This is a genomic window from Methylicorpusculum oleiharenae (assembly GCF_009828925.2).
Lineage (GTDB): Bacteria > Pseudomonadota > Gammaproteobacteria > Methylococcales > Methylomonadaceae > Methylicorpusculum > Methylicorpusculum oleiharenae.
The window spans coordinates 2,222,434-2,248,498 of record NZ_WUTY02000001.1 but is presented as its reverse complement, the minus strand read 5'-3'; the positions used below and the strand labels follow the sequence as shown (position 1 = coordinate 2,248,498).

The 26,065-nt window shown below is 47.5% G+C and carries 26 protein-coding genes and 1 tRNA gene; 14 read left to right on the top strand and 13 right to left on the bottom strand.

Annotation, left to right across the window (positions count from 1 at the left end; translation table 11 throughout):
* Positions 1 to 33 precede the first annotated feature (33 nt).
* The 4 genes from clpX to GO003_RS10325 form a co-directional block, all read right to left on the bottom strand.
* Positions 34 to 1,305 carry an ATP-dependent Clp protease ATP-binding subunit ClpX gene (gene clpX / locus GO003_RS10340; RefSeq protein WP_159657104.1) on the bottom strand — a complete coding sequence of 424 codons (1,272 nt, stop codon included), beginning with the start codon at positions 1,303 to 1,305 and terminating at the stop codon, positions 34 to 36.
* Positions 1,306 to 1,396: 91 nt separating this feature from the next.
* Positions 1,397 to 2,044: an ATP-dependent Clp endopeptidase proteolytic subunit ClpP gene (clpP, locus tag GO003_RS10335; RefSeq protein ID WP_159657102.1), complete on the bottom strand. Its 648-nt coding sequence runs from the start codon at positions 2,042 to 2,044 to the stop codon at positions 1,397 to 1,399.
* 18 nt (positions 2,045 to 2,062) lie between these two features.
* Positions 2,063 to 3,364 (bottom strand): trigger factor, encoded by a 1,302-nt coding sequence (gene tig / locus GO003_RS10330; RefSeq protein ID WP_159657100.1) that lies wholly within the window; start codon positions 3,362 to 3,364, stop codon positions 2,063 to 2,065.
* 118 nt (positions 3,365 to 3,482) lie between these two features.
* A tRNA-Leu gene (locus GO003_RS10325) sits at positions 3,483 to 3,567 on the bottom strand.
* A 209-nt stretch (positions 3,568 to 3,776) separates the two neighbouring features.
* On the opposite strand from GO003_RS10325, the gene GO003_RS10320 reads away from it, so the two are divergent.
* On the top strand, positions 3,777 to 4,028 hold the full coding sequence (locus GO003_RS10320; RefSeq protein ID WP_159657098.1) for a hypothetical protein: 252 nt from the start codon (positions 3,777 to 3,779) through the stop codon (positions 4,026 to 4,028).
* Positions 4,029 to 4,036: 8 nt separating this feature from the next.
* On the opposite strand, the gene GO003_RS10315 is transcribed toward GO003_RS10320, so the two are convergent.
* Positions 4,037 to 4,888: a radical SAM protein gene (locus GO003_RS10315; protein ID WP_159657096.1), complete on the bottom strand. Its 852-nt coding sequence runs from the start codon at positions 4,886 to 4,888 to the stop codon at positions 4,037 to 4,039.
* An 86-nt stretch (positions 4,889 to 4,974) separates the two neighbouring features.
* Between GO003_RS10315 and fae the strand changes: the two genes are divergently transcribed.
* A complete protein-coding gene (fae, locus tag GO003_RS10310; protein WP_159657094.1) occupies positions 4,975 to 5,523 on the top strand; it encodes a formaldehyde-activating enzyme in 549 nt (182 codons plus the stop codon).
* Positions 5,524 to 5,734: 211 nt separating this feature from the next.
* On the opposite strand, the gene GO003_RS10305 is transcribed toward fae, so the two are convergent.
* The 8 genes from GO003_RS10305 to GO003_RS10270 form a co-directional block, all read right to left on the bottom strand.
* Complete coding sequence (locus tag GO003_RS10305) at positions 5,735 to 6,274, bottom strand: REP-associated tyrosine transposase (RefSeq protein ID WP_159657092.1); 540 nt, start codon at positions 6,272 to 6,274, stop codon at positions 5,735 to 5,737.
* Positions 6,275 to 6,983: 709 nt separating this feature from the next.
* Positions 6,984 to 7,274, bottom strand: coding sequence for a hypothetical protein (locus tag GO003_RS10300; protein WP_159657090.1), 291 nt, complete (start codon positions 7,272 to 7,274; stop codon positions 6,984 to 6,986).
* Positions 7,275 to 7,563: 289 nt separating this feature from the next.
* Positions 7,564 to 8,199: a hypothetical protein gene (locus GO003_RS10295; protein WP_159657088.1), complete on the bottom strand. Its 636-nt coding sequence runs from the start codon at positions 8,197 to 8,199 to the stop codon at positions 7,564 to 7,566.
* A gap of 601 nt (positions 8,200 to 8,800) precedes the next feature.
* Complete coding sequence (locus tag GO003_RS10290) at positions 8,801 to 9,511, bottom strand: PIN domain-containing protein (RefSeq protein ID WP_159657086.1); 711 nt, start codon at positions 9,509 to 9,511, stop codon at positions 8,801 to 8,803.
* 32 nt (positions 9,512 to 9,543) lie between these two features.
* Positions 9,544 to 10,356: a formylmethanofuran dehydrogenase subunit C gene (locus GO003_RS10285; protein ID WP_159657084.1), complete on the bottom strand. Its 813-nt coding sequence runs from the start codon at positions 10,354 to 10,356 to the stop codon at positions 9,544 to 9,546.
* Positions 10,353 to 11,249, bottom strand: coding sequence for a formylmethanofuran--tetrahydromethanopterin N-formyltransferase (gene fhcD, locus GO003_RS10280; protein ID WP_159657082.1), 897 nt, complete (start codon positions 11,247 to 11,249; stop codon positions 10,353 to 10,355). The genes GO003_RS10285 and fhcD overlap by 4 nt, the downstream gene beginning before the upstream one ends.
* On the bottom strand, positions 11,246 to 12,913 hold the full coding sequence (locus GO003_RS10275; protein WP_159657080.1) for a formylmethanofuran dehydrogenase subunit A: 1,668 nt from the start codon (positions 12,911 to 12,913) through the stop codon (positions 11,246 to 11,248). Before GO003_RS10275 ends, fhcD begins: the two co-directional genes overlap by 4 nt.
* Positions 12,914 to 12,988: 75 nt before the next feature.
* A complete protein-coding gene (locus GO003_RS10270; RefSeq protein ID WP_159657078.1) occupies positions 12,989 to 14,248 on the bottom strand; it encodes a formylmethanofuran dehydrogenase subunit B in 1,260 nt (419 codons plus the stop codon).
* A 387-nt stretch (positions 14,249 to 14,635) separates the two neighbouring features.
* Here GO003_RS10270 and GO003_RS10265 point away from each other — a divergent pair, with 387 nt between their 5' ends.
* From GO003_RS10265 to GO003_RS10210, 12 genes are all read left to right on the top strand, one after another.
* Positions 14,636 to 15,421, top strand: a complete 786-nt coding sequence (locus tag GO003_RS10265; protein WP_159657076.1) for a M48 family metallopeptidase — start codon at positions 14,636 to 14,638, stop codon at positions 15,419 to 15,421.
* Positions 15,422 to 16,624 carry a succinyldiaminopimelate transaminase gene (gene dapC, locus GO003_RS10260; protein WP_159657074.1) on the top strand — a complete coding sequence of 401 codons (1,203 nt, stop codon included), beginning with the start codon at positions 15,422 to 15,424 and terminating at the stop codon, positions 16,622 to 16,624.
* Between the two features lie 5 nt (positions 16,625 to 16,629).
* Positions 16,630 to 17,448: a 2,3,4,5-tetrahydropyridine-2,6-dicarboxylate N-succinyltransferase gene (gene dapD, locus GO003_RS10255; RefSeq protein WP_159657072.1), complete on the top strand. Its 819-nt coding sequence runs from the start codon at positions 16,630 to 16,632 to the stop codon at positions 17,446 to 17,448.
* Between the two features lie 351 nt (positions 17,449 to 17,799).
* Complete coding sequence (locus tag GO003_RS10250) at positions 17,800 to 18,045, top strand: hypothetical protein (protein WP_159657070.1); 246 nt, start codon at positions 17,800 to 17,802, stop codon at positions 18,043 to 18,045.
* A 9-nt stretch (positions 18,046 to 18,054) separates the two neighbouring features.
* Positions 18,055 to 18,399, top strand: coding sequence for an ArsC family reductase (locus tag GO003_RS10245; protein WP_159657068.1), 345 nt, complete (start codon positions 18,055 to 18,057; stop codon positions 18,397 to 18,399).
* Positions 18,400 to 18,407: 8 nt separating this feature from the next.
* Positions 18,408 to 19,547 carry a succinyl-diaminopimelate desuccinylase gene (gene dapE / locus GO003_RS10240; RefSeq protein WP_159657065.1) on the top strand — a complete coding sequence of 380 codons (1,140 nt, stop codon included), beginning with the start codon at positions 18,408 to 18,410 and terminating at the stop codon, positions 19,545 to 19,547.
* A gap of 392 nt (positions 19,548 to 19,939) precedes the next feature.
* Complete coding sequence (locus tag GO003_RS10235) at positions 19,940 to 20,347, top strand: hypothetical protein (protein ID WP_159657063.1); 408 nt, start codon at positions 19,940 to 19,942, stop codon at positions 20,345 to 20,347.
* A 369-nt stretch (positions 20,348 to 20,716) separates the two neighbouring features.
* Complete coding sequence (locus GO003_RS10230; RefSeq protein WP_159657061.1) at positions 20,717 to 22,495, top strand: NAD(P)H-dependent oxidoreductase subunit E; 1,779 nt, start codon at positions 20,717 to 20,719, stop codon at positions 22,493 to 22,495.
* A gap of 1 nt (position 22,496) precedes the next feature.
* A complete protein-coding gene (locus GO003_RS10225) occupies positions 22,497 to 23,210 on the top strand; it encodes a 2Fe-2S iron-sulfur cluster-binding protein (RefSeq protein ID WP_159657059.1) in 714 nt (237 codons plus the stop codon).
* On the top strand, positions 23,207 to 23,746 hold the full coding sequence (locus GO003_RS10220) for an NADH-quinone oxidoreductase subunit B family protein (RefSeq protein WP_159657057.1): 540 nt from the start codon (positions 23,207 to 23,209) through the stop codon (positions 23,744 to 23,746). The genes GO003_RS10225 and GO003_RS10220 overlap by 4 nt, the downstream gene beginning before the upstream one ends.
* A 54-nt stretch (positions 23,747 to 23,800) precedes the next feature.
* Positions 23,801 to 25,294 carry a Ni/Fe hydrogenase subunit alpha gene (locus tag GO003_RS10215; RefSeq protein WP_159657055.1) on the top strand — a complete coding sequence of 498 codons (1,494 nt, stop codon included), beginning with the start codon at positions 23,801 to 23,803 and terminating at the stop codon, positions 25,292 to 25,294.
* Positions 25,233 to 25,781: a hydrogenase maturation protease gene (locus tag GO003_RS10210; protein WP_231088932.1), complete on the top strand. Its 549-nt coding sequence runs from the start codon at positions 25,233 to 25,235 to the stop codon at positions 25,779 to 25,781. The genes GO003_RS10215 and GO003_RS10210 overlap by 62 nt, the downstream gene beginning before the upstream one ends.
* The last annotated feature ends 284 nt before the right edge of the window (positions 25,782 to 26,065 follow it).

Genomic DNA, 26,065 nt, shown 5'->3' with positions numbered 1-26,065 from the left:
CTTTTTGTTTTTCACTGTCTGTCTAAATTGATTTCAGGTATCTGACGAAGCCCGTTTCTGTTCTTTCTCATACACCAGAATCGGTTTCGATTCACCGAGAATAACGCTTTCATCTATGACCACTTTGGTAATATTTTCAGCAGAAGGCAACTCGTACATGGTATCCAGCAAGACGTTTTCAACAATTGTCCGCAAACCTCTGGCACCTGTTTTTCTTTCCATCGATTTTCGGGCGATAGACATAAGAGAATCTTCCCTAAATTCCAACTCGGCACCCTCCATTTCAAACAAATGCTGATATTGTTTAATCAATGCATTTTTGGGTTCTGTCAGGATTTTTACCAGCGCGGCTTCATCAAGTTCATCCAGCGTAGCCACAACGGGCAAGCGTCCGACAAACTCAGGAATCAGGCCGTATTTGATCAGATCTTCGGATTCTACCTGGGAAAAAATCTCACCGACATTTTTCTTGTTGTCTTTGGTTTTAACCTCGGCAGAGAAACCTATACCTCCTTTTTCTGACCGTTCTTTAATGACACGATCTAGGCCTGAAAAAGCGCCGCCAACGATAAACAAAATATTGGCTGTATTGACTTGCAAAAACTCTTGCTGAGGATGCTTGCGCCCCCCTTGCGGAGGAACAGAAGCTACAGTTCCCTCAATAAGTTTGAGTAAAGCCTGTTGCACACCTTCTCCCGAAACATCCCGGGTTATTGATGGATTATCTGACTTCCTGGAAATCTTGTCGATTTCATCAATGTATACGATTCCTGATTCCGCCTTTTCGACATCATAGTCGCATTTCTGCAAAATCTTTTGAATGATGTTTTCTACATCTTCACCTACATAACCGGCCTCTGTCAGAGTCGTAGCATCTGCAATCGTAAAAGGTACATCCAGCAATCTGGCCAGTGTTTCAGCCAGCAATGTTTTACCTGAACCGGTAGGACCAATCAGCAAAATATTGCTTTTCGCCAACTCCACAGAATCTTTTTTTGATTTACTGCGCAATCTTTTATAGTGATTATAAACAGCCACGGCCAAAATCTTTTTGGCGCTTTCCTGACCGATGACATATTCATCTAAAACCTGTTTGATTTCCTTGGGTTTTGGCAATGCACCAAAGCCATAACCTTCTTCCTCTTGCAACTCATCTTTAATGATGTCGTTGCACAATTCTACACATTCATCACAAACATAGACTGAAGGACCGGCAATGAGCTTTCTTACTTCATGCTGACTTTTTCCGCAGAAAGAACAATACAGGAGTTTATCGTCATCCTTGCCGCTTTTGTCATTACTCATAAAGAAGACCTCCAAGCTGCCCACATATTAAATTGAGACATTTAACCCTATAGGTAAAAAGAATATATTGAAACGCACATATTACCAATGTTTATTTATCGGTAACATTTATTCTCGTAGTCAGCACCTTATCGATCAATCCGTAATCAACCGCATCATTGGCACTCAAAAAATTATCGCGATCGGTATCTTGCTGAATTTTTTCCAAGGGTTGGCCGGTATGAGCTGCAAGCACTTTATTTAATTTTTCCCTGATCAACAAGATTTCACGAGCATGGATATCGATATCCGAAGCCTGTCCCTGATAACCACCCAACGGCTGATGGATCATCATTCTGGAATGCGGCAAACAAAACCGTTTTCCTTTGGCGCCGCCGGTTAGTAATAGAGCCCCCATACTGGCAGCCTGACCTATGCACATAGTGCTCACATCAGGCTTGATAAACTGCATTGTATCGTAAATGGCCATACCGGCAGTGACTGAGCCGCCAGGGGAATTTATATACAGATGAATATCTTTGTCGGGATTTTCTGACTCTAAAAAGAGCAGTTGCGCGACTATCAAATTCGCGCTGTAATCCTCAACCTGTCCGACTAAAAAAATAACGCGTTCTTTTAACAGTCGCGAGTAAATATCAAACGAACGCTCACCCCGGGCGGTCTGCTCTATGACGATAGGCACCAACCCACCCGCCGCTTGAGGAGAAAATTCTTTGGTCTTTTCGAACGGATAATTCATCAATGCCTCTATAAAATGTTAAGACTGTTGGGTAGTCATAATAGCATCAAAACTTACATTTTCATCGGCTACCTTGGCCTGAGAGACTATCCACTCAACGGTTTGATCTTCAAGAACCATTTGACGGACCTCATTCAACCTTTGCTCATCCGAGTAATACCAATTGACTACGTCAGCAGGCCTCTCGTAACTTTTGGCCATGTCTTCAATGGTTTCACGTACTTTATCAGGCGACACTTTAATGCTGTTTTTATGAATAATCTCCGCCAGAATCAAACCCAAAGCAACTCTGCGCTGAGCTTGTTCCTCGAACATGTCTCTAGGCAAATTAAGGTCTTCCGCATTTAATTTTTGCTTTCTTGCATTTTCCCTGTAAGGCTTCTGCAAGTTATTAATTTCTTCATCAACTAATGAACTAGGCAAAGTCACTTTAATTTTATCGAAAAGTGCATCCATGACTGCATTTTTCAACTGACCATTTAAGGCCATCGCTAATTCACGCGCCATATTCGCTTTTACGTCTTCACGAAAAGCGTTCATATCGCCATTTTCTATGCCGTACGACTTGATAAACTCTTCATCAAGTTCAGGATAGCTAGGCTCTTCGATCTTAGCCACTTCGATTTCAAAAGTTGCCGGTTTACCGGCTAACTTTGCATTTCCGTATTGTTCAGGAAAGTTGACTTCAAACGTCTTGCTATCACCGGCGGAAAGGCCTTTCAAATGATCTTCGAAACCGGGAATCATCTGATTTGCACCGATTTCGACCTGAAAGTTTTCTACTTTACCATCGGTAAAGTTTTCACCTTCGCAAACACCCGTAAAGCTGATGGTAATTTTGTCTTCAACCTGTGACGGTCTTTCTACTTGAGTCCAGCCTTTCTTTTGCTTTCTTATTTTTTCAACCATCGCATCCAGATCTGACGCTTCTATCTGGGCGTGTTTTCTTGTAATTTCAAGCTGATCGATACCCTCTAAAGAGATCTCGGGATACACTTCAAACACGGCGGTATATTTGAAACCCGCAGCTTCGTCTAAAGGATCAATACTGGGATAACCGGCAGGTCTCAGGTTATTTTCCTGGATTGCTTCGTAGTAAGTGGATTGAATCAAATCGCCAGTCACTTCACCCCTGACTCTGTCTCCATACATTTTTTTGACGACATGCTGAGGCACCTTACCGGGCCGAAAACCATCTAGCTTAACTTCGCGCGCCAGTTTTTTGAGCCGATCTTCCATTTTCTCCTGAACAACTTCCTCGGGCACACTAACAGTCATTTTTCTGCTTAATTCAGATGTCTTTTCGACAGAAACTTGCATTTCTTTACCTCAACTTTAAAATAAGGATTGATGAATTTATCAAAGATGCCGAAAGAACGGCCAATGGATACGTGAATCTACCAGCGATAGACGCTATATGATTTAACTGAGAATTTGTTGGTGCGAATGGAGAGACTCGAACTCTCACAGGATTACCTACTGGAACCTAAATCCAGCGCGTCTACCAGTTCCGCCACATTCGCACACCGAATGAACGAGAGATTCTACTTGATTATTGATTTTAAAAACAAGTATTTTTATAATTCCAGCCTGACGTACTGTCAGGAATATTGCTGAGCTGGATGAGAAAACGGACTTGAATAGCACAATCCTCATAGAGTGGAATCGATTTGTTTACGGCTTTCGCTTTTAAATCTACTATTAAGCAAGAACCAACGCGAAGGGGATTACCATGAATATAAGTCCATCCACCCAGGCCCTCAATTTAATCAATACCGCTCAACACAAAGCATCAGAGGCGACACAAACCATAGCTTCATTGCCGGTAAACGCCAACGAAGTCGGTAGCGGGAATTACCAGTCAACCGACCTTATTAAACCCATCTTAAGTTTGAAAGAAGCCGAATTGGAGACCGCAGCAGCTACAAAAATAATCACCCATGAAAAAAAGATGCTCGGCAGCCTTCTCGACATCAAAGCATGACGGGCGCTTTAAACATTGACACTGACATCAAATCCCAAAGCCCTGATCGATTGAGCAAAATCATTGATCACTTCTGCCGGAAGCGGCTTCAAATCAACCGCTTCCGGCTGCAAAGAAGGCCTTGCCAAGCCATAAAGCATGACACCCTTCAAACCGGCAACCAGTTTATACCGGGACAAAAACTCTAAATAAGCGCTCTTTTCCGCTTCGCTCAATCCCATCCCCCGATAATCCATCAGACATGTTTGAATTTTTGTAGCGCACAATTGCGATGAAATATGTAAATTCTCAGCGGTTTTATCAATAGACAGCCCGGCATTATTGATCAACTTCCTTCCGGCATCAGTGGCGCTATCCAGTTTAAACCAGACCTCCCCACCCAATTCGTTGAGCACCCTTAAACCTCTTTGTACCGATGAGTGATGCATCAGACTCCCATTGGTAATCAGAACAAACTTGGCGTCCGGAAAAATTCCCATTTCTTTGGCTATGCTGCCGATCAAGCGTACCGCCTGATCAAAATGCCTCAGGCTCGTCGGCTCTCCATTACCTGAAATCGCTATATCCTTGACCTGCCTTGATCGCGAATCAATAGTAAAACGGTCAAAAAAGTCACCAGACAAAACATCCTTGATAAAAAACCGGAGTTCCTTTTCGAGCAGCACAAAATCCACATCCGGCGCGGCACCCAGGGCTAAGTCAGGAACCTGGCAATAAATACAACGCCAGTTACAGGCATTATTGATATTAAAATTAATGCCAATAGACACACCCCCTGATCGTCTGGACAAGACGGGATAAATATAGGTCAGGCCGGCAGCATTCCGGTTATGATCGGTGGTCGTTAAACTGGAACTCATCGGCGCGGGGTTAAACAAAAAACAAGGAAATGGTATTCTAGCCGAAAGCCTTATCCAGGTTCTGCAATTTATCGAGGAGAAACGAAATGACTGAAAGAATCATCATGCGAACAGGAGAAGCCCTGGTAGCAGGAGGCCCTCCGGGGACAGCAGCCGAACCCGAAGTGATAATCGGCGAACTTGACGGTCCTGTCGGTACGGCCCTGGCAACACTGACCGGCGATCAGGTTCAAGGCCATACCCGGGTATTTGCAATATTGAATACCGACATACAAGTCAGACCGGTCACGCTGATGGTCAGCAAAGTCACCGTCAAAAACAGCCGATACACCAATATTTTAATGGGCACTGTTCAAGCAGCTATTGCCAACGGCGTTCTGGACGCTGTCCGCGCAGGCGATATTCCAAAAGAAAAAGCCAATGATTTGGGAATCATCTGCTCGGTATGGCTTAATCCCAGTGTAATTACCGATAACAATCTGGATCACCGGATACTGTTCGACATTCACCGCAAAGCCATGGCACTAGCCATTCACAAAGCCATGACGAATACACCGGACATTGACTGGCTGCTGGAAAATCAGGATAAAATCACCCATAAATACTTTCAAATGGGCTTGGACGGTAAAATCTGATTGACCGGGGATGCAGCGTCAGCAGACGGTGCATCCCTGTCTTGCTTAAACCGGTTAAGCTCAACTAATGGGGTTTGAAGGTTATTTCTAATGAAAAGGCCTTGTTTTAAAAACAAGCCAACTATCGTAACAATCGGCGCGGGTGCATCGAAATATCGGGCACAACAAGTAGGTGCCCAACCTCGGCTTAATACAAAGAGCATTATTTCCCCTATTCATCACCATAAAAAGTGGCATAGTTTTCTGGAGCCCCGGTCCAATCTGGCGAATATATTTCATTACGTACGAATCGATGAAAACTTGAGTAAGGCCAGTCGCGGACACAGGAAACAAGGCCGTGTTTCACTGGATTCCAATGAATGTAATCACAATGCTTTTCGTAATCCTGTTCGTCGCGGATTTGATGTTCCCAGAAGCGCGGTTGCCAAACGGTTTGTGCCCGTTTATGTTTTTGTGCCGCAGAAGGAGGCGTTTTATATTTGTCCAGACAATAACGGGAAAGATGACCTTTTATCGCGTTCCAGCGCATTGAATAGTCCTTGTCACCCGGCGGCAGTGTCCAAATGCAGTGGAGATGTTCCGGCAACAGCACAAAGGCGTCGATAGTAAATGGATGGCGCATTTTTGTCCTATGGAACGCCGTTCGCAACAATTCACGGTTTTCCGGTTCGCACAGGATTTTGCGTCTCCGGAAAGTCACAACCGTAAAAAAATAGGTAGCACCCGGTGTTTTGGCGCGGCGATAGTGCATATCAACAGTCCAAGTGTAGGTCGGGCAACAGTTTTATCGTTGCCCGACATTGCGATGTTCAGTGATAAAACGGCAGCAGCAAAAGCACAAATCGTTGCCATATTGAAGTATTGAAACGTCGGGCACGAAAAGCATGTGCCCGACCTACCGAGCTGGACGCCAAAACGCTCGAATTTCCGCCTGATGACCATGAGGAGTGCCGCCTTTGAGTTGCCCAGGGTGCATTCTAGCCAGCGGCAAAGTCATAGATGTAGGACGGGCAACAGCTTTATCGTTGCCCGACATTACGTTGTTCAATAATAAACCGCCGGAAGCAGCAAAACCAAAAATCGTTGCCACATTGAAGTATTGAAACGTCGGGCACGAAAAGCAAGTGCCGACCACCTACCGGGCTACCGGACTCATGTCATGTCAGGAAAAATGTAACAATACTCGCTACAAATGATACGGCGAAAGAAACCACGACGCCCCATTGGACCTTATCAAGTGTCTTGTGTCGACGGGTTTCTTGACCTATGAGAAAGGTAAGACGGGGAAATAGGCGATTTCGAAACTGATGAAGAATTGCTCCAATCGTTACGAACGTGAACGCTACAATTAAGCCTGCCGCATCATCGCGGTGTTCAATGATAAAACGGCAGCAGCAACAGCACAAATCGTTGCCATATTGAAGTATTGAAACGTCGGGCACGAAAAGCATGTGCCCGACCTACCGGGCTGGACGCCAAAACGCTCGAATTTCTGCCTGATGACCATGAGGAGTGCCGCCTTTGAGTTGCCCAGGGTGCATTCTAGCCAGCGGCGAAGTCAAAGGTGTAGGTCGGGCAACAGCTTTATCGTTGCCCGACATTACGGTGTTCAATAATAAACCGGAAGCAGCAAAACCAAAAATCGTTGCCACATTGAAGTATTGAAACGTCGGGCACGAAAAGCATGTGCCCGACCTACCGGGCTGCAACGACTGGACGCCAAAACGCTCGAATTTCTGCCTGATGACCATGAGGAGTGCCGCCTTTAAGTTGCCCAGGGTGCATTCTAGCCAGCGGCAAAGTCATAGATGTAGGTCGGGCAACAGCTTTATCGTTGCCCGACATTACGTTGTTCAATAATAAACCGGAAGCAGCAAAACCAAAAATCGTTGCCACATTGAAGTATTGAAACGTCGGGCACGAAAAGCAAGTGCCCGACCACCTACCGGGCTACCGGACTCATGTCATGTCAGGAAAAATGTAACAATACTCGCTACGAATGATACGGCGAAAGAAACCACGACGCCCCATTGGACCTTATCAAGTGTCTTGTGTCGACGGGTTTCTTGACCTATGAGAAAGGTAAGACAAGGTAAGACGGGGAAATAGACGATTTCGAAACTGATGAAGAATTGCTCCAATCGTTACGAACGTGAACGCTACAATTAAGCCTGCCGCATCATCAGTTCCATTTTGGGGCATTATCAATGTGCCTTTTTCGATCCTGATCCACACGTTCGCGACCAGCCAAAGGATTGGGGGAAGCATGCAAAACACCATGAAGACATCAACTTTATGCAAAAACGAATACCACGCGACAGCTCCCTCACAGATTTCAGCAAGGTCATCACGTAGCTTGGGCGCAGTAGCTTGGGTGCCTTTTACTTCAACTTCGAAGGTTCGGAAACTGTTGGGCGTGAACGAGACCCATGCCTGCTTAGACCAATCACCATCCTTCTTTGCCCAGAATCGAACTGATTCGATTCTCGAGTTCTTCGCGTTTTCGAATTTTAAAAGGGCTTTGACTGTTGAGAATTCGTGGTCCGTGCTGTCGGCACATGAAGCAGTAATTATAGGCTTGGCGACCCTGCTTTGAAGTAGAGATTCAACTTTGAATAGAACGACATCGTCGATCACCATCGGATGCTTCCATTCGGTTTTGGCGGTGGTGTTCATAATTGATTTCACTGATAAAAAAGAGTTAAATAGTTAACCGTGTATCTACCAGAAAATGCATTACTACGCGATAATTTATTGATCAGCATACGATTTTCCTTTCTGTATATCATCGGTGGGATGTGTTAATAGCCGGTAATGATGAGTTTGCTGTCAAAGAATCACATGAAGCGACGCCCCCAAAGTCGCTAATTTTTTTTGCCGGATTCCGCCGCTATATTTAGCCTGCCGTAGTCAATAAGCCAAAGCAATTCCTCGAGCATATTTTAGCTTATTAGCTGTGTTCAATAATGAATCGGAAGAGGCAAATCCACTCATCATTGCCACATTGAAGTATTGAAACGTCGGACACTAAAAGTATGTACCCGACCTACCGGCCTGGGTAAACGGTACGAAACTCATTTAACAAAGCAATGTTGCGTCAGGCCTTGAACGGTTGGCAAGGATTACCGGAATCCAGAACACAGGGATGTGCTACAGCCTTTGCCATCCATGGCTCTAGATTCCGGCAAGCCCTGCCGGAATGACGGCAACCATTAATGCAAACCCAGTTCAAATAATCTCAAGCCATTACTTCCTTGGTCATCTCGATAAAAATCTTTTAAAACGGTATGTCGTCCAAATCGGACTCAGAGAAATTGGCAATCAATGCCTCGCTGTAACGCACTTTATTGTTGAGATCCAGCTCAATGACGCCGTTCTTTTTCAAAATATCCAAAATAAATTCCGGATCTACCTGGTTGGATTTGAACTTACTTTTGATGTTATTCAACAAAGTTTCTTTTTTTGCAGGTCGGCTTTTGTGATGATCCATCAGATGCAGGCAATAGGCTTGCAGGAAATAATCGGCCTGATTCGCTTCATCTACAGTAAATCTGACCGGCTCAACGGACTCTTTTTTTCTGCCTATCCGTTCGGCATCGCGGTTCTGGCTGTTGAGCAAACTGACGACATGATCCAGATCGGTATCATTGGACACAATATCAAAGCGGGTATGCTCCGCCAACTGAACCATTAACACACCAGCCCAGAAAGCAATGCCAAAATCGGCCGAGTTCTTACCGCCACTCGGCATCTGAAATATTTTCAACTTATTGTCATTCACGCTGGCCGTGAGCGGATTAATCCAGCTCAAAGGCACTTTTGCTCCGGATTGCGCATAACAGATGACAATATGAGAATAATTGACCAGATCGTCCAGCAGATGATCGATCTGGCCGGGGCAGTTTTCCAGATCAATCATCAGCACACGACTCAGCTCTTTTACAGTTTCGCTATTTTTGACCTTGCTGATAGGTTTAACTGCTTTCATCCAACCCGCCTAACTGAATAACGCTCATGCCATCAAATCTTAACCAAAATTTCGCCGCGGCCCATTTCCGACATATCACCGGCATAGCGCCTGACCCGGTTAAACATCGCCGCAGGTTCCGAAAATGCAGAATTCAAGGTTTTAAACGATTTAAACAATAGGGGCAGAAATGCCAGGGTATGGGCGCCGCAATCATTAAAATTGGCCGGTACTTGCGGGCCATTCCAAAGCAATAAAGTCCCCCGGCGCATCGCATATCCGACATGCTTTCCGGTTTGCCCCATCACGGCTATCGTTCCGGCGGTCATTCTTGAACCGCAATAATCACCGGCATTGCCTTCAATCAGAATATTACCGCGGCGCATATGATCACCGACCCTATCGCCGGCATTACCCTTGACTAAAACGGTCCCTCCTTTCATGCCCATTTTATTGCCAGGCAAAGCACCTCCCAGAAAGTCACCGGTATTTCCATCGATTTCGATCAAACCTTTTTTCATTTCGCAAGCCGTGAATAAGCCTGTATTTCCCGATATCCGGATAAGCCCGGACTTCATGCCCAACCCCAAATAGGCTCCGGCGTCACCAATGACTGAAATTTCGCCTGTTTCCAACTCTTTACCGATGAAATCCAGTTTTTCGTAGCTGTTTTTAATGACAATTTTTTGGGTATCGCTTCCGCTAATGTCGAATAAGCTGTCAACTCTGACTTTGGCTTTACCATTGTGCAATTCCAGAGCCCCGATATCCGAAGGATCAAGTCCCGTCAATTTTTGACACACCAGAGGCGACATGTCGACGCGTTGATCCACTCTGCGTTTCAATGAGAAGGTTAACGCACTCATGCCATGATCTCCTGCAAATGAAAATGGAAAGGACCGAGTTTACCGCCATAATTTCCGGCGCTGATCCTCTTGATGCCGTTTTCCGCACCCAAGTCGCAGACCGCCTGAATGCCCACTCGCATGGCCTTGTCAATGTCCTCTTTAGTCAAACCATCGATCACAATTTCCATGACCGATTCTATCTCAGGGGATAAATCGGTTTTGGTCATACCCTTTAACGTGGGGCAAAACGCATCATTGGTGGACGCGCCCAACGACTTGTATTTGGAACCTACTTTTGAACCGGAACGCACCACGCCGCCAGGAAACGGCATGATGACGTTCGGAATTTTACGCATTTCCTCGATTGCCGCTTCACAAGCCGCCAAAGCTTGCGGTTGAGACTCTGCCAAAACCAGAAAGTTACCGCCACCGACCGCATCGACCTGGCCGGTGGTCGCCTCGGTCAAAAATTCCCCATCCATGACGGGAATTCGCCAATAGCGTTTGCCGCTGATCAGCTTGCTTACCTGAAAGCCATCGCCGAAATAACGCAGATTTTTACCCAACGCGATGCGCGTTCCTCCGTCGATACCGGCAAACAAGGCGGACGTCGGAGAAGTCAATACACATTGACCCGCTCTTGTTTCCAATTGTTTTGCCAGCCCTTTTCCACCCATGGCAAAAATCATCACGGAAACGCCGGGGCGGCCATCGGGCGTTTCCGAAGCATCTAACACCCGCTCTATGCCTGCCTCACACCCACAAGCAATCACAGACGTGGCAAAGCCGGTCATGGCCTGCGCGGAAATCATGGCCCACTTTTCATTTTGGGCGGTAATGATAGCTCGCGTGGCTTTCATCGGAAAGGCTTCAGCAAATGTTTGGTCAATGGTGACGCCATTAATGATCATAAGGACACTCCTTGAGTCGGATGCACAGTCAAACTCCCGCGACCGTCCTCAGTGATCTCATCATCACTGATCTTGAAATTACCCAATTTCATCGTCAGATACCGGTCAAAATAACCTTTTAGTTCATTCTCAACCGACGCATCCCAATCAGGCTTGACGATATGTGTCGTTCCCCACTTGGTATGGACAACCTGGCCATCGACAACGACCAGTTCGCCATCTTTAAACACATAATCCGGTTTTTCAAACATCTTTTGCCTGTCCGAGTTTTCAGTATAAACCGTGATATCCGCCCAATTACCCGGCCCCAAACCGCCGCGATCTTTTAAACCGATAATTTTTGCAGCACCCGCCCGGGTCATGATGGCGATTTCATTAAGCGAATACTCTCTGTTAATTGAGCCCAGTGTCGTCATTTTTTGAGCTTCCGGATGAATCGTTGCCAGCATGTCGTTTCTAAAACTTCTATCCATCAATAAGCGGATCAAATGCGGATAACTGGTAAACGGCGCGCCGTTGGGATGATCCGTCGTCAGGAAAATACGCCAGGGATCGTCAACCAGTAAAAAAGTCTCCAGGCCAATAGCCCATTGCAAGGCGTTGACAAAATTCTGGTCCTTGTACTTGAAAGGCACAACGCCGCAACCGGCATCGCATTCAATATCCATACAAACCCATTTGTTAGGATGGGCATGTTTATGATTGGCGTGCTGACGCATATTGTCGCCCGATGCCGTCACGGTTTGACCGAAAAGGATCTGGCCCACGTCAATCGTTATGTTTTTATGTTTGTTAACCGCTTCGGCGATCTGCGCCGCACCGGATGAAAACTTGAAATCGCCTTCGGTACCGTAGCTGTGAAACTGGATATGCGTCAAATGCATGGGCAAACCACCGATGCCTTGAATCGTGTCCAAGGTAGTATCGACATTACCCGGCACCCCCAAGTTACAGCCATGCACATGCAACGGATGGGTGATACCCAATTCTTTTACGGCTGTAGCCAGCGTTTGAAGAATCTGCCGGGGCGTCACATCGTAATAAGCATTTTTTTCATCCAGATCCAGTTTGCGCTGATTGAACTTAAATGCGCTGATACCGCCCGCGTTGACCACTTTGATCCCGATGCATTTTGAAGCATTGATGATCCAGGCCACATAATCATTAACTGCCTTCTGATCTTTTTTAGCTGTCAGCATCCGCAGCAGAAAATCATCACTGCCCAGCATGGCGTAGCCGCCTTTATCCAGAATCGGAATATCCGCCATTTCCATATGCGCCTGACGGGCATTGATCGGCAATACCGCCGGTTCAAATGCTGCGGTATAGCCCATTTCAGCGTAACGATAACCCGTTACGTAAGTGCTGGGCATGGCGTGCCCTGTTCCGGAACGGGTGATGATTGATCTTGGCACCGGATCCTGACGGTGATCCTCGGGCAGCAACGTTCTGGCGATATTGCCTTTGCCGCCGCCGATATGGGTGTGCATATCAATTGCGCCGGACATCACCACCTTGCCGCTTAAATCATATTCCTTATCAACGGGCATATCATCGATGGGTTTGGCAACGATGCGCCCGTCATGGATATAGATATCCTGTTTTTTTCCGTCTATACCGCTGGCTGGATCATAGACGGTTCCACCTGTTAATTTTATCAGCATAATCTTTCCAAATGACTGGCGTGAATAAGCGCAGAGAAAGCGGTCATTTCGTTAAACAACATGAACATGGCCTCTCTATACCGCCCGCTCGATCGCAGTTAAAACCTCTGCCGAGCTGGGCAGTCCCGCATCACGCAATTTTTTTAAGCGGATCGCAACCACATTATCCATCCTGAAGGCTTGACCGGCATGATCAATACCAGGCGTACCCACCGGAATAAAAACATCCGGCTCTTGGTCAAATGTCATTCCGGATCGGCCTAACACAACGGTAGGAACAGCGACAGAAAGAGGCTTGGCATTGACATTGAATGCCTGTACCCATAACTGTGCATCAACTTCACCGGCGTTCATCATGATCTGTGAGTCAAACAGGAAGGGGTCATATTCAGGAAACCCTTTGGCGAACGAAACTCTGGCAGGATAACCGGTCGTCCATCCGCAAACCTGATTGGCCGTCTGTTCGCCTTCTTTAGCAACCAAAGGGAGCCCAGAACAACGCGACCCTATATCATTGATATCCTTGACTATTTCACAAACCGTCTGGACCGTTAGCTCTGCATGATCGAAACGTAAGTCGGTTGCACTCCAAGTAACAACCCCATAAACCGCAGCTTTTAACTGCGTAGCAATGAGCTCAAGATCAGCAACCGGAATTCCACCGGCCGACTCAGCAAGAATGGGCCGGCCTTTGATTAATGCCCGCAACACTGAAACGGCTTCAGGCAATTGGTCTTGAGCGCATTCAAAAACCTGCGCATTCTTACCTGCCGGTGAAGTAGAGGCATTTCCGGAAGGCGCTTGTCCTAAATAAATAATTTTGCGCTGAGCCGGATTCTCTAAAAACATGGCCGCATCAGTCCAGAGATAGCGCTCAAAAAACCGTGGTGCAAAACTTTCCAGATCGGTTCCAATAATCAGCAAAACATCGCAGCGATTTTTAACTTCGGCCAAGGTTGTAGTCATCCAGCCTGAATCCTGCAAGGTCAGAATATTGCGGCGAGCATTGTTAAAACTCATGTGATCCACAACCGCTCCGGTTTTATCCGCCAAAGCCAGCAAAGCCCTCATACCATTCACATCGGTTGCACAGCCGCCCAGCAAAGGCTGTTTGGCAGCATTAAGAATGGCGGCTGCCTTGTCGACTGCAGTTGCAAGATCAGTGATTTTTCCATTCACTCTAGGCTGCGTATCGGTAAGCGGTTGCTCGAAGGCAGGCGTATTGACCGCGCAACCGTTCTTGATCACTTTCAGCGATGCGCCGTCAACCTGAATGGTCAGATCGTCAGTTCCTGCACCGCAAAAAGGACTGGGCACTTCATTAATTTCAGTCATTAAGCTGTCCTTTTTTGAAACTATTACTGTAGGTGAATTGATGCCTTACACCTTTCGTACTGAAAAATCGTTCAACTTTGTTAAAAGTCCATGATGTGCCTGTCGAGGATCGCCGTGACCCCGCCCATGGGGGCTTGACGGCACCTTCCTGCTGCCGAAATCTTCGCAAAACACACTGAACCTTCTGGAAACCAGACGATTTTTCGATAAGATCAGGAGAAATAGGGTTGTGTATAACCGTCATAATTATAAAAATATTTTACACTGAACAATACAGCCATGTCTCAACCAGCAAAGCGCGAACTCTTCCGAACGCCCATATTTTTAACCCGGCGGATCCAAGTTCAGTTAAAATAGCATAACTTTTCTGATCTATGGCGGCCTTTTATGAGTAAGAAATCAATTTTAACGTTGCTATCGGTATTACTCGTTAGTGCCTGTGCAACCAGCCCAACCGGCAGAACTCAGTTTACATTTATGCCGGAAGCTCAAGTCAACCAGATGGGCCTGCAAGCATTTGAATCATTAAAAAAACAAAAGCCCATCAGTCAAAACAGCCGGCATCATCAATTTGCTTCATGCGTAGCACAAGCAATACTCCCTCTGGTCGGCGGCCAATGGGAAATCGTGGTTTTTGAGGACAGTTCTCAGAATGCCTTTGCATTACCGGGCAACAAAATCGGTGTCCATACCGGCCTGATAGACCTGGTAGACAATCAGGATCAACTGGCGACGGTCATTGGTCATGAAATCGGACACGTTCTGGCGAAACACAGCAACGAAAGAATGTCCCAGGAATTTGCGGTCAATCAAGGCATGGCAGTTGTGCAAGCGATAGCCGCGCCGCAAAGCGCGCTTGGCCAAACCGCAATAGGTTTACTGGGTGCGGGCGCGGAACTGGGGATTATTTTACCTTACAGCCGCCTTCATGAAAGTGAAGCCGATGTTATCGGCCTGGATTTAATGGCAAAAGCAGGATTCGACCCGCAGCAAAGTATACTGCTATGGCAAAAAATGTCCCAAGCGGGCGGCGGACAGGGCCCGGCTGAATTTCTTTCAACTCACCCTGCACACGGCACCCGAATAGAGGAACTACAAAATCGCATGCCGCAAGCGCTGCAATATCGTCAACAAGCGATCGCCATGGGCAAACAACCGCGCTGCGCCAAATAAATGAATCCGCATTTAGCGTCTTTACATCCTTACCCGTTTGAAAAGCTGGCTCAGCTTAAGCAAGGTATTACGCCGCCTGCCAACCTGCGTCCGATTACCTTGTCAATAGGCGAACCGGCTCATGCGACTCCGGATTGCCTACAACATGCTTTATTGACGCATTTACACGGACTGGCCAATTATCCTACGACTAAAGGCATACCGGAACTCAGGCATTCCATTGCACAATGGCTCAGCCGGCGATTCAAAATCCCGCTGGATGTCATCAACCCGGACACACATATTTTGCCTGTCAACGGCACCCGGGAAGCCTTGTTCTCCTTTGCGCAATGCGTCATCAATCCGGCCAGCAAAGCATTGGTGCTGATGCCCAATCCGTTTTATCAAATTTACGAAGGCGCGGCCCTTCTGGCGGGGGCGGAACCTTATTTTCTCAACACCACCGAAACGACAGGCTATATCCCGGACTTTGAAGCTGTCCCGGAAACCGTTTGGCAACGTTGTGCGCTCATCTACATCTGCTCACCGGGAAATCCGACCGGACAGTTAATTGGTCAACAAGATTTGATCAAGTTGATGGCGCTGGCTGAAGAATACGACTTCATCATTGCATCGGATGAATGTTACACAGAACTTTATGACGACGAGAACAAGCCCCCAGTCGGCTTGCTGGAAACCGCTCTCGCGATAGGCAATACCGCATTCAAACGCTGCGTGGTTTTTCACAGCTTGTCCAAGCGTTCCAATGCGCCGGGATTAAGATCGGGATTTGTTGCAGGAGATCCGGAAATACTGAAGCAGTATTTTCAATATCGCACCTATCACGGCTGCGCCATGTCCTTACCGGCCCAGCATGCCAGTATTGCAGCGTGGCAGGACGAAAGCCATGTACGGGAAAACCGGCAGCTTTACCGGAAAAAGTTCGATGCCGTCATCGATATTCTCAACACGGTAACACCGGCCATTCGGCCGCCGGCAGGATTTTATGTCTGGTTGAAAACGCCTATTCCTGACACTGATTTTGCCCAGTTGCTTTATAAGACACAAAACGTCACTGTCTTGCCGGGCACTTTTTTATCCCGCGAATTTAACGGCATCAATCCGGGCAGCCACCATGTGCGCATTGCCTTGGTAGCCCCGTTGGATGAATGCGTTGACGCTGCCAACAGAATTAAACACTTTGTTAACTCACTGACCCTTTGATACACATGACTGAATTAGAAAATATAATAAACACCGCTTTTGAAAACCGTGCCGAAATCACTCCTGCTAGCGTTTATCCAGAACTGCGCGAAGCGATTAAAGACACGATCAATCGGCTAGACTGCGGTAAAGCGCGCGTCGCCGAGAAAATCGACGGCGAATGGGTGGTTCACCAATGGCTTAAAAAAGCGGTACTGCTGTCTTTCAGAGTCAACGAGAACCGTGTCATGGATGGCGGCGTCAATCGTTATTACGACAAAGTTGAAACCAAATTCGCAACCTATACTCCGGATGACTTCGCGAAAGCCGGTGTGCGTGTTGTACCCAACGCCAATGCCCGCCATGGTTCCTACATTGCCCCCGGCGCCGTGCTGATGCCTTCATATGTCAACATCGGTGCTTATGTAGACAGCGGAACAATGGTTGATACCTGGGTAACCGTCGGATCCTGCGCGCAAATCGGCAAAAACGTCCATTTATCCGGCGGTGTAGGGATCGGCGGAGTGCTCGAGCCATTACAGGCAGGACCTACCATCATAGAAGACAACTGCTTCATAGGCGCACGCTCTGAAATTGTTGAAGGCGTCGTCGTCGAAGAAGGTTCAGTCATCTCAATGGGTGTTTACATTGGCCAAAGCACTAAGATATATAACCGTCTCACTGGCGAAATCATCTACGGACGCGTTCCGGCAGGTTCTGTTGTAGTTCCTGGCAACTTGCCATCCTCGGACGGAAAGTACAGTCTTTATTGCGCGGTGATCATCAAGCAAGTGGATGAAAAAACCCGCAGCAAAACCGGCATCAACGAATTATTGCGCGATTAAAACAGCCGGCAGGCCGGAGAAACCGGCCTGCCCTTCACTCTGGAAATATACCTTTCGCACTTCAAATTTCGGCAGTGCCTAAGGAGGCAACGGGGTGTTCGGCAAAGGCTTTGCCAGCATGGATGCTGGCATAGAGCCTACAGGGATGTATTTATGGCGTCCTTTGACGGGCACCCCGGTGCCGAATTTCGATCTACGATGGGTGTAACGGCAATACCGTTATTTTTTAAAAACCAGACTCAACGAATTAAATAAGCCTGACCCGAACCGCATTGAGCCGGAGTATCCGGCACCGCTCTTCGAACCTCAAGTCTCGCCAAACCGATTTTTTAACCTACCACAGACTTTATCATGACTGAAAATCTCACCAGCAACGCCATCATTTATGCCATTCTTTCTTTGAACAGCGAAATTGCATTACAAAAAGAATTTCTGGAATCATCTGAAGAAATTGAAAAGGAAGATCTCGAAAACGAGGAAGGCATCCTGGCCGATCTTGAACAATCCTTTATGGAATTTATTGACCTTTATAAAAATCGCCTGAAAAAAGATAAATCATTACCCAGTATCGAAGAATTACTGAACTCCGAGCTTTAAGCGATTTACATGATCAAACTCTACGGCATCCAACAGTGCGACACAGTCAAAAAAGCCCGCAAATGGCTGGATCAACATGGCATTACCTATCAGTTTCATGACTTCAGAACAGACGGTTTGACCGTGGCGATGCTGGAAGAGTTTGTGGAACAAGCCTCATGGGAAACGCTGTTAAACCAGCGCAGTACCAGCTGGCGGCAATTAAGCGGCGAACAGAAATCCGATCTGTCCCAGACCAAAGCGGTTAGTTTAATGCTGGAAACACCCACCTTGATTAAACGGCCAGTTTTACAGTCAGACACCGGCTTGATGGTCGGTTTTTCCACCGCAAATTATGATAAATTACTGCGCTGAATTCTCGTATGAACGACACGTTAGAACTGCTTAAAGCCCTGATTAAATGCCCTTCCGTAACACCGGATGATGCCGGTTGCATGGATATCATCGCTGAAAGACTCGCCAATTCCGGCTTTAAAGCCGAACGCATGGATTTTGACGACACCCAAAATATCTGGCTTAGAAGAGGCGAAGCCAAACCGCTGTTTGTCTTTTTGGGCCACACCGATGTTGTCCCCCCCGGACCTCTGGACCAGTGGCAAACTCCGCCTTTTGAGCCCACCTTAAAAGACGGCAAACTTTTCGGAAGAGGCACGGCGGACATGAAAGGCGGCATAGCCGCGTTCATCACCGCACTGGAACGCTTTATTGCAACGCATGCCGATCATCAGGGATCCATTGCACTGCTGTTAACCAGCGATGAAGAAGGACCTGCCACCAATGGCGTCGTCAAAGTGATGGAAGTGCTGCAGCAACGCGGCATAGCCATTGACTGGTGCCTGGTCGGCGAACCTTCCAGCGACAAAACGACAGGCGATGTCGTTCGCGTCGGCAGACGCGGCTCACTGTGCGCCAGACTTACTGTCAAAGGCATTCAAGGCCATGTTGCCTATCCTGAAAAGGCGAGCAATCCCATTCATGCCTTTGCCCCAGCATTAAAAGATCTGACTGAGGAAGTATGGGACCACGGTAACGCTTTTTTTCCGCCCACCAGCCTGCAAGTTTCCAACATCAACGGCGGTACAGGTTCTGAAAATATCATTCCCGGCCATTTGGAAATTCAGTTCAATTTACGCTTTTGTACTGAAGTGAATGAAATGATCATCAAGGAACGCACCCAGGCCATTCTGGACAAATACGATTTTGACTATGATCTGCAATGGCGATTATCCGGCAATCCGTTTCTGACGGCCCAAGGCGAACTAATCGCCGCTGCACACGCAGCCATCAACCAAATCATCGGTACAGAGCCCTCGGACGATACCGGCGGTGGAACATCAGACGGACGGTTTGTTGCTCCGACAGGCGCACAAGTTATAGAACTTGGGCCCAGAAATGAAACGATCCATAAAATCAACGAACACATCGAAATCGACCAACTCGACACGTTAAGTCACCTTTATGAAGCAATACTGGTCAATTTACTGGTCAATCGCTCCGTTTAACTAGTCGGCGAATAACCTGGCAAAAGACTCCTGCAATCCCCGGTTTGAACTTTTAATATGGCTTTGAGTGCAGGGGTAAGCCTTCCGAGAAACGCCGTAGACCCATCCGTGGGGGCTTGACGGCAGCGTCCCTGCTGCCGACATCCCCGCAAAGCTTACCGCTACCCTTTTTTATCATCAAACTGGGAATTGCTGCAAAAGACTCATTCTATTTTGCTGCTTCAGAAATTATTAGTACAATCGGATCGCAAGCCCTGCTGATTCAAAAGCGTCTCCTATGCTCAACAGTGAACAAGCCAAACAAAACCTCACTGTTTGAAAATATCGATGTTTTACGCTTGATCATGCAACCCTGACATCAATAACTATAAATAAAACAAGAAGGTTGGAACATGAAAAAAGCACCATTTCTTATTGCCTTATGCCTGGTTATGACCCATGAAATCGCCACGGCACAGACCGACCACAGCATGCATTCAGGAAGCGGCGGAAGTGGTGCGGCCTGTCAAAAACTCAAGCTGCAAAAAAACAAACTGATCCCGCCGCCGCTTACCGTCGTGCCGCCCGGTTCCGAAATTTCTTTTATGGCTTTCGGCGTTGATGACCCGGAACATCTTGAAGTCACGGTAAAAAAGATACCGATAGAAATTACCACCGAATTTAAAGACACCTTCTATCTGGTCCACGGTAAATTACCGCCTGAACTTAAAAATACGGCCGCACGCCTCAGCGTAAAACTCAGAGGTAAAACCGAAAAATGTATTTTTGAAGACGGCTGGCTGGTAAAAATAGGACCTTAAACCCTGATAGACAGCCCAAATATCCAGCACGTTTTATTGATCCACAAAAGCATAACTAACAAAACAAAGCTGATACACCGGGTAGGTTGGGTTAGCTCGGAGAGCCTAACCCAACAATCGAAGAGTCTGACTTTCGTCACTACTCGCCCGCTTGAAATAGAAGGTGCGGGTGCTTGATTGAAAAGGCATCTGCAACAGGAATGTTTTCATGCGTCCTTTGAAATCAAGCACCTATACCCAATAAAATGGAAGGAAAGTGCAGATACCAAGTTTCGAATAAATCCCTTTTCTAAGTTATCAAAATAAAGCTTGCAGTAGAAACTGTTTTGAATTTAACTTAAATCAGTCTCATCAATCCGCAAAGATGCCATGAACGACTTTATAGTCCAACTGCTTGAAGCAAACGGTTACCGCAAAACGCGTCTCTTGGCCATCCTGCGGGCTATTCAGGCAACGTATTTCCATATCCCGAAAGAAGCCATCACTTTATTGTCCCGGTTATTGGGCCTGCCGGTTTCGCATATCATCAGTGTGGTTGATTTTTACAGTTTTTTTCATTCAACGCCGCGCGGACAATATGACATTTTGTTCAGTGACTCCATCACGGATCACATGCAGGACAAGCAAAACCTGATGAATTACTTTTCCCATCAGTGTCAGGTAGGCATTGGCCAGGTTCGCAAAGACGGTCGCGTCAGCCTGGATAATACTGCGTGCACCGGCATGTGCGACCAGGGACCTGCGGCTTTGATTAACGGTTACGCGGTGCCGCGTCTTGACCGGCCTAAAATCGATTTGATTGCAAAGCTGATTGAACAGGAATTGCCTTTAGCCGAGTGGCCTGAGACTATCTTTCAGGTTGACGATCTGATCTGGAAAACAGGCTTGCTGTTAAACAGCCGCTTAGAACCCGGAGAAAGCCTCTTGGCGGCGGATGCCAGGGGGTTGAATGCCACTTTAAATGAAATTGATCAATCGAAACTTAGAGGCCGGGGCGGCGCGGGTTTTAAAACTGCGCTTAAATGGCGGTTGTGCGCCAGCGAACCTGAACAGGAGCGTTTTGTTGTCTGTAACGCGGATGAGGGCGAACCCGGCACGTTTAAAGACCGCGTGCTGCTGAACCGTTACGCCGATTGGCTGATCGAAGGCATGACACTGGCCAGCCTGTTGATCAAATCGCAACAAGGTTTTTTGTATTTACGAGGCGAGTACCTGCATCTGTTTGAGCCTTTGCAGGCAAAACTTGCGGAAAGACGTCGAAACGGTTTGCTGGGAGACAATATCCTTGGCAAAGGCTGGTCGTTTGATATTGAAATTTGCCTGGGCGCGGGATCTTATATTTGCGGCGAAGAGTCGGCATTGATCGAGTCGCTTGAAGGTCGTAGCGGCATAGCCCGAAATCGCCCGCCCTATCCGGTCACCGAAGGCTATCTCAACAAACCAACTATTGTGGATAACGTCGAAACTTTTATTGCCGCCGCCCACATTGCGATTCAGGGCGGAAATTGGTTTGCTGCGCAAGGCACAGAACAATCCAGCGGCACCAAAATTCTCAGCATCAGCGGCGATACGCCGCAACCCGGCATTTATGAAGTCCCTTTCGGCACGCCTATCTCAGCCATTCTTGAAGACTGCCTGGCTGAAGATGTACTGGGTGTTCAGGTCGGCGGCCCATCAGGTACTTTTATTTCGAACCGGGAGTTTCATCGGCGGCTGGCTTTCGAGGATTTACCTTCAGGTGGCTCATTTATCATTTTTAACAGGCAGCGCGATATTCTTGAAATCGTCAGGAATTTTACGCATTTTTTTGCAGATGAAAGCTGCGGTTTTTGCACACCTTGCCGGGTCGGCACAATTTTATTGAGTGAGCAAATCGACAAACTTTATGACGGTTATGGCTCGGTCGGCGATATTGTAGCGCTTCAGGAATTGGGACATCTGCTGAAAACCAACAGTCATTGCGGTCTCGGCCAAACTGCGGCTAATCCCATGCTCAACACCCTGGCCCGCTATCCTGCAATTTACCAGAGCAAAATCAAATTTCCTCATTTCGGACCCGGCTTTAATCTGGATGAAGCCTTGCAAGCAGCCCGTAAAATAGCGCATCGAGACGATAGCGAAGCGCATCTATCTCAATCAGGAGACTGACATGACCCAAACGTTCATGCTGGATGGGCTCGCCATTCCGTTCGAAGACGGCCAAACCATCATGGAAGCCGCGATTGCAGCAGGCCACTACATTCCGCATCTGTGTTATCACCCGGACTTCACGCCCTATGGCAGCTGTAAACTCTGCAATGTGAATGTTAACGGCAAAATTTGTACGGCCTGCACTTTTCCAGCGATGGAGGGACAAACCGTTATCAGCGAATCAGAGGAACAGAACACAGACCGGCAAAGAATCACGCAAATGCTATTTGTAGAAGGCAATCATTTTTGCCCTTCCTGCGAAAAATCCGGTAACTGCCAGCTTCAGGGTGTCGCCTATCATCTTAAAATGACGGACGACCACTTTAATCATCAATTTCCCCATCGTGAAATAGATGCCTCGCACCCGGACATACTGATTGATTTCAACCGTTGTATATTCTGCGCTTTGTGCGTAAGGGCCAGCCAGGAAGAGGACGGCAAAGACGTATTTGCCATCAGCGGACGCGGCATCAACAAACGTCTGATTATCAATTCAGATTCCGGCCAATTGCACGACAGTGAATTGACGGTAAATGACCGCGCCACACATATCTGCCCAACCGGAGCCATTCTGATCAAACACACCGCGTATCAGGTGCCGATCGGAGACAGACAATACGATCATCATTCCATCTCCGAAGTCAGTATGGAACAGGATAGCAGCGCACCATGACCGATAAAATCCGTATCGCAACCACTTCGCTGGCAGGCTGTTTTGGCTGCCATATGTCCTTCCTGGATATCGATGAGCGCCTTTTGGAACTGATTCAACATGTGGAATTTGACCGCTCTCCGCTTACCGATATAGAACATTGCGGGCCCTGCGACATTGGGCTGATAGAAGGCGGCGTCTGTAATTCTGAAAATGTTCATGTCTTGCGTGAATTCAGAGAGCATTGCAAAATCCTGGTTGCCGTCGGTGCTTGCGCGATTAATGGCGGCTTGCCGGCCATGCGCAATTTTGTGCCGCTGGAAGACTGCCTGAATGAAGCCTATATGACGGGTATTGGTATTGAGAATCCCCAGATTCCCAATGACCCGGAACTGCCTTTACTGCTGGACAAAGTCAGGCCAATCCATGAAATTGTCAAAATTGATTATTTTTTACCCGGCTGCCCGCCCTCAGCCGATGTATTCTGGAAATTCTTAACCGATTTATTAGCAGGACAGGAACCCTCGCTGACTTATGAACTGCTTCGTTATGATTGATGCAGCAGTTAATCGCCCTGTGTTCCTTCACCGAATAGACCACTGAGATCCGTCATGTACGAACATTTAGAAACCGCTGAGAATCCTGACAAACTGAAACGCGTCGTCATCGATCCGGTTTCGCGGGTAGAAGGCCACGGCAAAGTCACTTTGTTGCTGGATGAAAATGATCAGGTCAAACAAGCCAGACTTCATATCGTCGAATTCCGGGGCTTCGAACGCTTCATACAAGGCCGCCCCTATTGGGAACTCCCGGTGCTGGTCCAACGATTGTGCGGCATTTGCCCGGTCAGCCATCACTTGGCGGCGGGCAAAGCCATTGATCAACTGGTGGGCGTCGATCCGGAAAACCTGCCGATCGCGGCAACCCACCTTCGCAAACTGCTGCATTTCGGCCAGGTTTTACAATCTCATGCCCTGCACTTTTTTCATCTGGCCAGTCCTGATTTGTTGTTCGGTTTCGACAGCGATATCGCTAAACGCAATATCATTGGCGTGATAGGCGCGCATCCCGACATCGCATTACAAGGCGTCAAACTGCGTAAATACGGACAGGAAGTGATACGGGTGGTATCCGGAAAACGTGTGCACGGCACTGCGGCCATCCCGGGTGGAATGAATAAGCCGCTCAGCACAACCGATCGTGACTATTTATTAACCGACATCGACCAGATCATCGCCTGGACTTCAAGCGCAGTCGCTCTGGTTAAGCAGTTGCATTGCAGCAACCGGTCTTTCTACGATGAGTTTGCCAGTATACCCAGTCATTACATGGGACTGATACAGACTGACGGTGCTCTTGAGCTTTATCACGGCGGACTCAGAGCCAAAGATACGAATGGTGCGGTTATTTTCGACCATGTCGATTATTGCAAGTACAACGACTACATTCACGAACAGGTTAAATCGTGGACGTATATGAAATTTCCTTATCTCCTGTCCTTAGGCAAAGAAAACGGCTGGTACCGGGTCGGCCCGCTGGCCAGAGTGAACAACTGCGACTTTATCGGCACGCCTCTGGCCGAAGCCGCCCGCATTGATTTCAAACAGCATTTTGAAAGCCCGCAAGTACACAGTACACTGGCTTTCCATTGGGCAAGAATGATTGAGGCCTTGCACTGTGCCGAAAGCATCAAACAATTGCTTAATGACCCGGTAACATTGTCTACCGTCCTGGTCACGCAAGGCGAAAAACGTTTTGAAGGCGTAGGCGTTATTGAAGCCCCGCGCGGCACGTTATTTCATCACTACCAAATCGATGAAAACGATATCGTCACTCGCGCCAACCTGATCGTATCGACGACCAGCAATAATACGGCGATGAACGAATCAGTCCGGCAGGTTGCCGCCACCTATCTGAATGGCCGGGAGCTTAACGAGGCTTTATTGAATAATCTGGAAGTCGCGATTCGAGCTTATGACCCTTGTTTATCATGCGCCACCCATGCCATGGGCAAAATGCCTTTAGCCGTTGAACTTGTCGATAATGAAGGGAAAATCGTCGATCGTCTGGTTAAAAGCTCAAGCGGTCACATTGCTGCAGCCTGATATCAAACCGACGCTGCTTATCGCCGTCGGCAACCTGAGCCGGGGCGATGACGCGCTGGCCCCCCTGCTGCAGGAGTTAATAGAACCCGTTATTGACGAAAGCACTACAGAGCTGATCACCGATTTTCAACTGCAGCTTGAGCATGTCCTGGATATCACAGGCAGAGACCGGGTTTTATTCATAGATGCGGCCGTCGAATGCACAACGCCATTCAGTTTTTCCGAGCAACAAGCAAGCACTGAATACACTCATACCTCCCATATTATGTCTCCTGCAGCGATCATGCAGGTTTACCGGACGATCACAAAACGGTTACCGCCCCCGTGTTTTTTGTTGAGCATAAAAGGTGAATCGTTTGAGTTGGGTGAGAGCATCAGTTCAACCGCCGAACAGCATCTTCAGGCGGCAAAAGTTTTTACGCTGGCTGCGTTGAAATTGTCCAGCGTCGAAGATTGGCGGAAACTGTGTTGGAAACCCATCCTCTAAACCTCTATTTTCAGGATTGGGGTGTTGGGTTGGCTATCGCCAACCACAACCTACGATCAGCCCCATTCACGCGTGTAAATTTTCGCCTCTTGTAAGAACCCCGCGGCGGTGCATAATATTTAGGCACTGTTTGCGTTAATAGTGGGAGTCGCCCGCACGGATTGTCGGGGTATCTTGATTGTAAATAACAGTACAATCGTGTCTTAATGATGCAAAAAACGACAAACTTGACTAAAGGCAGTCCTGACAGAAACCAACCTAAATTATCAAATTCAAAGGTATTG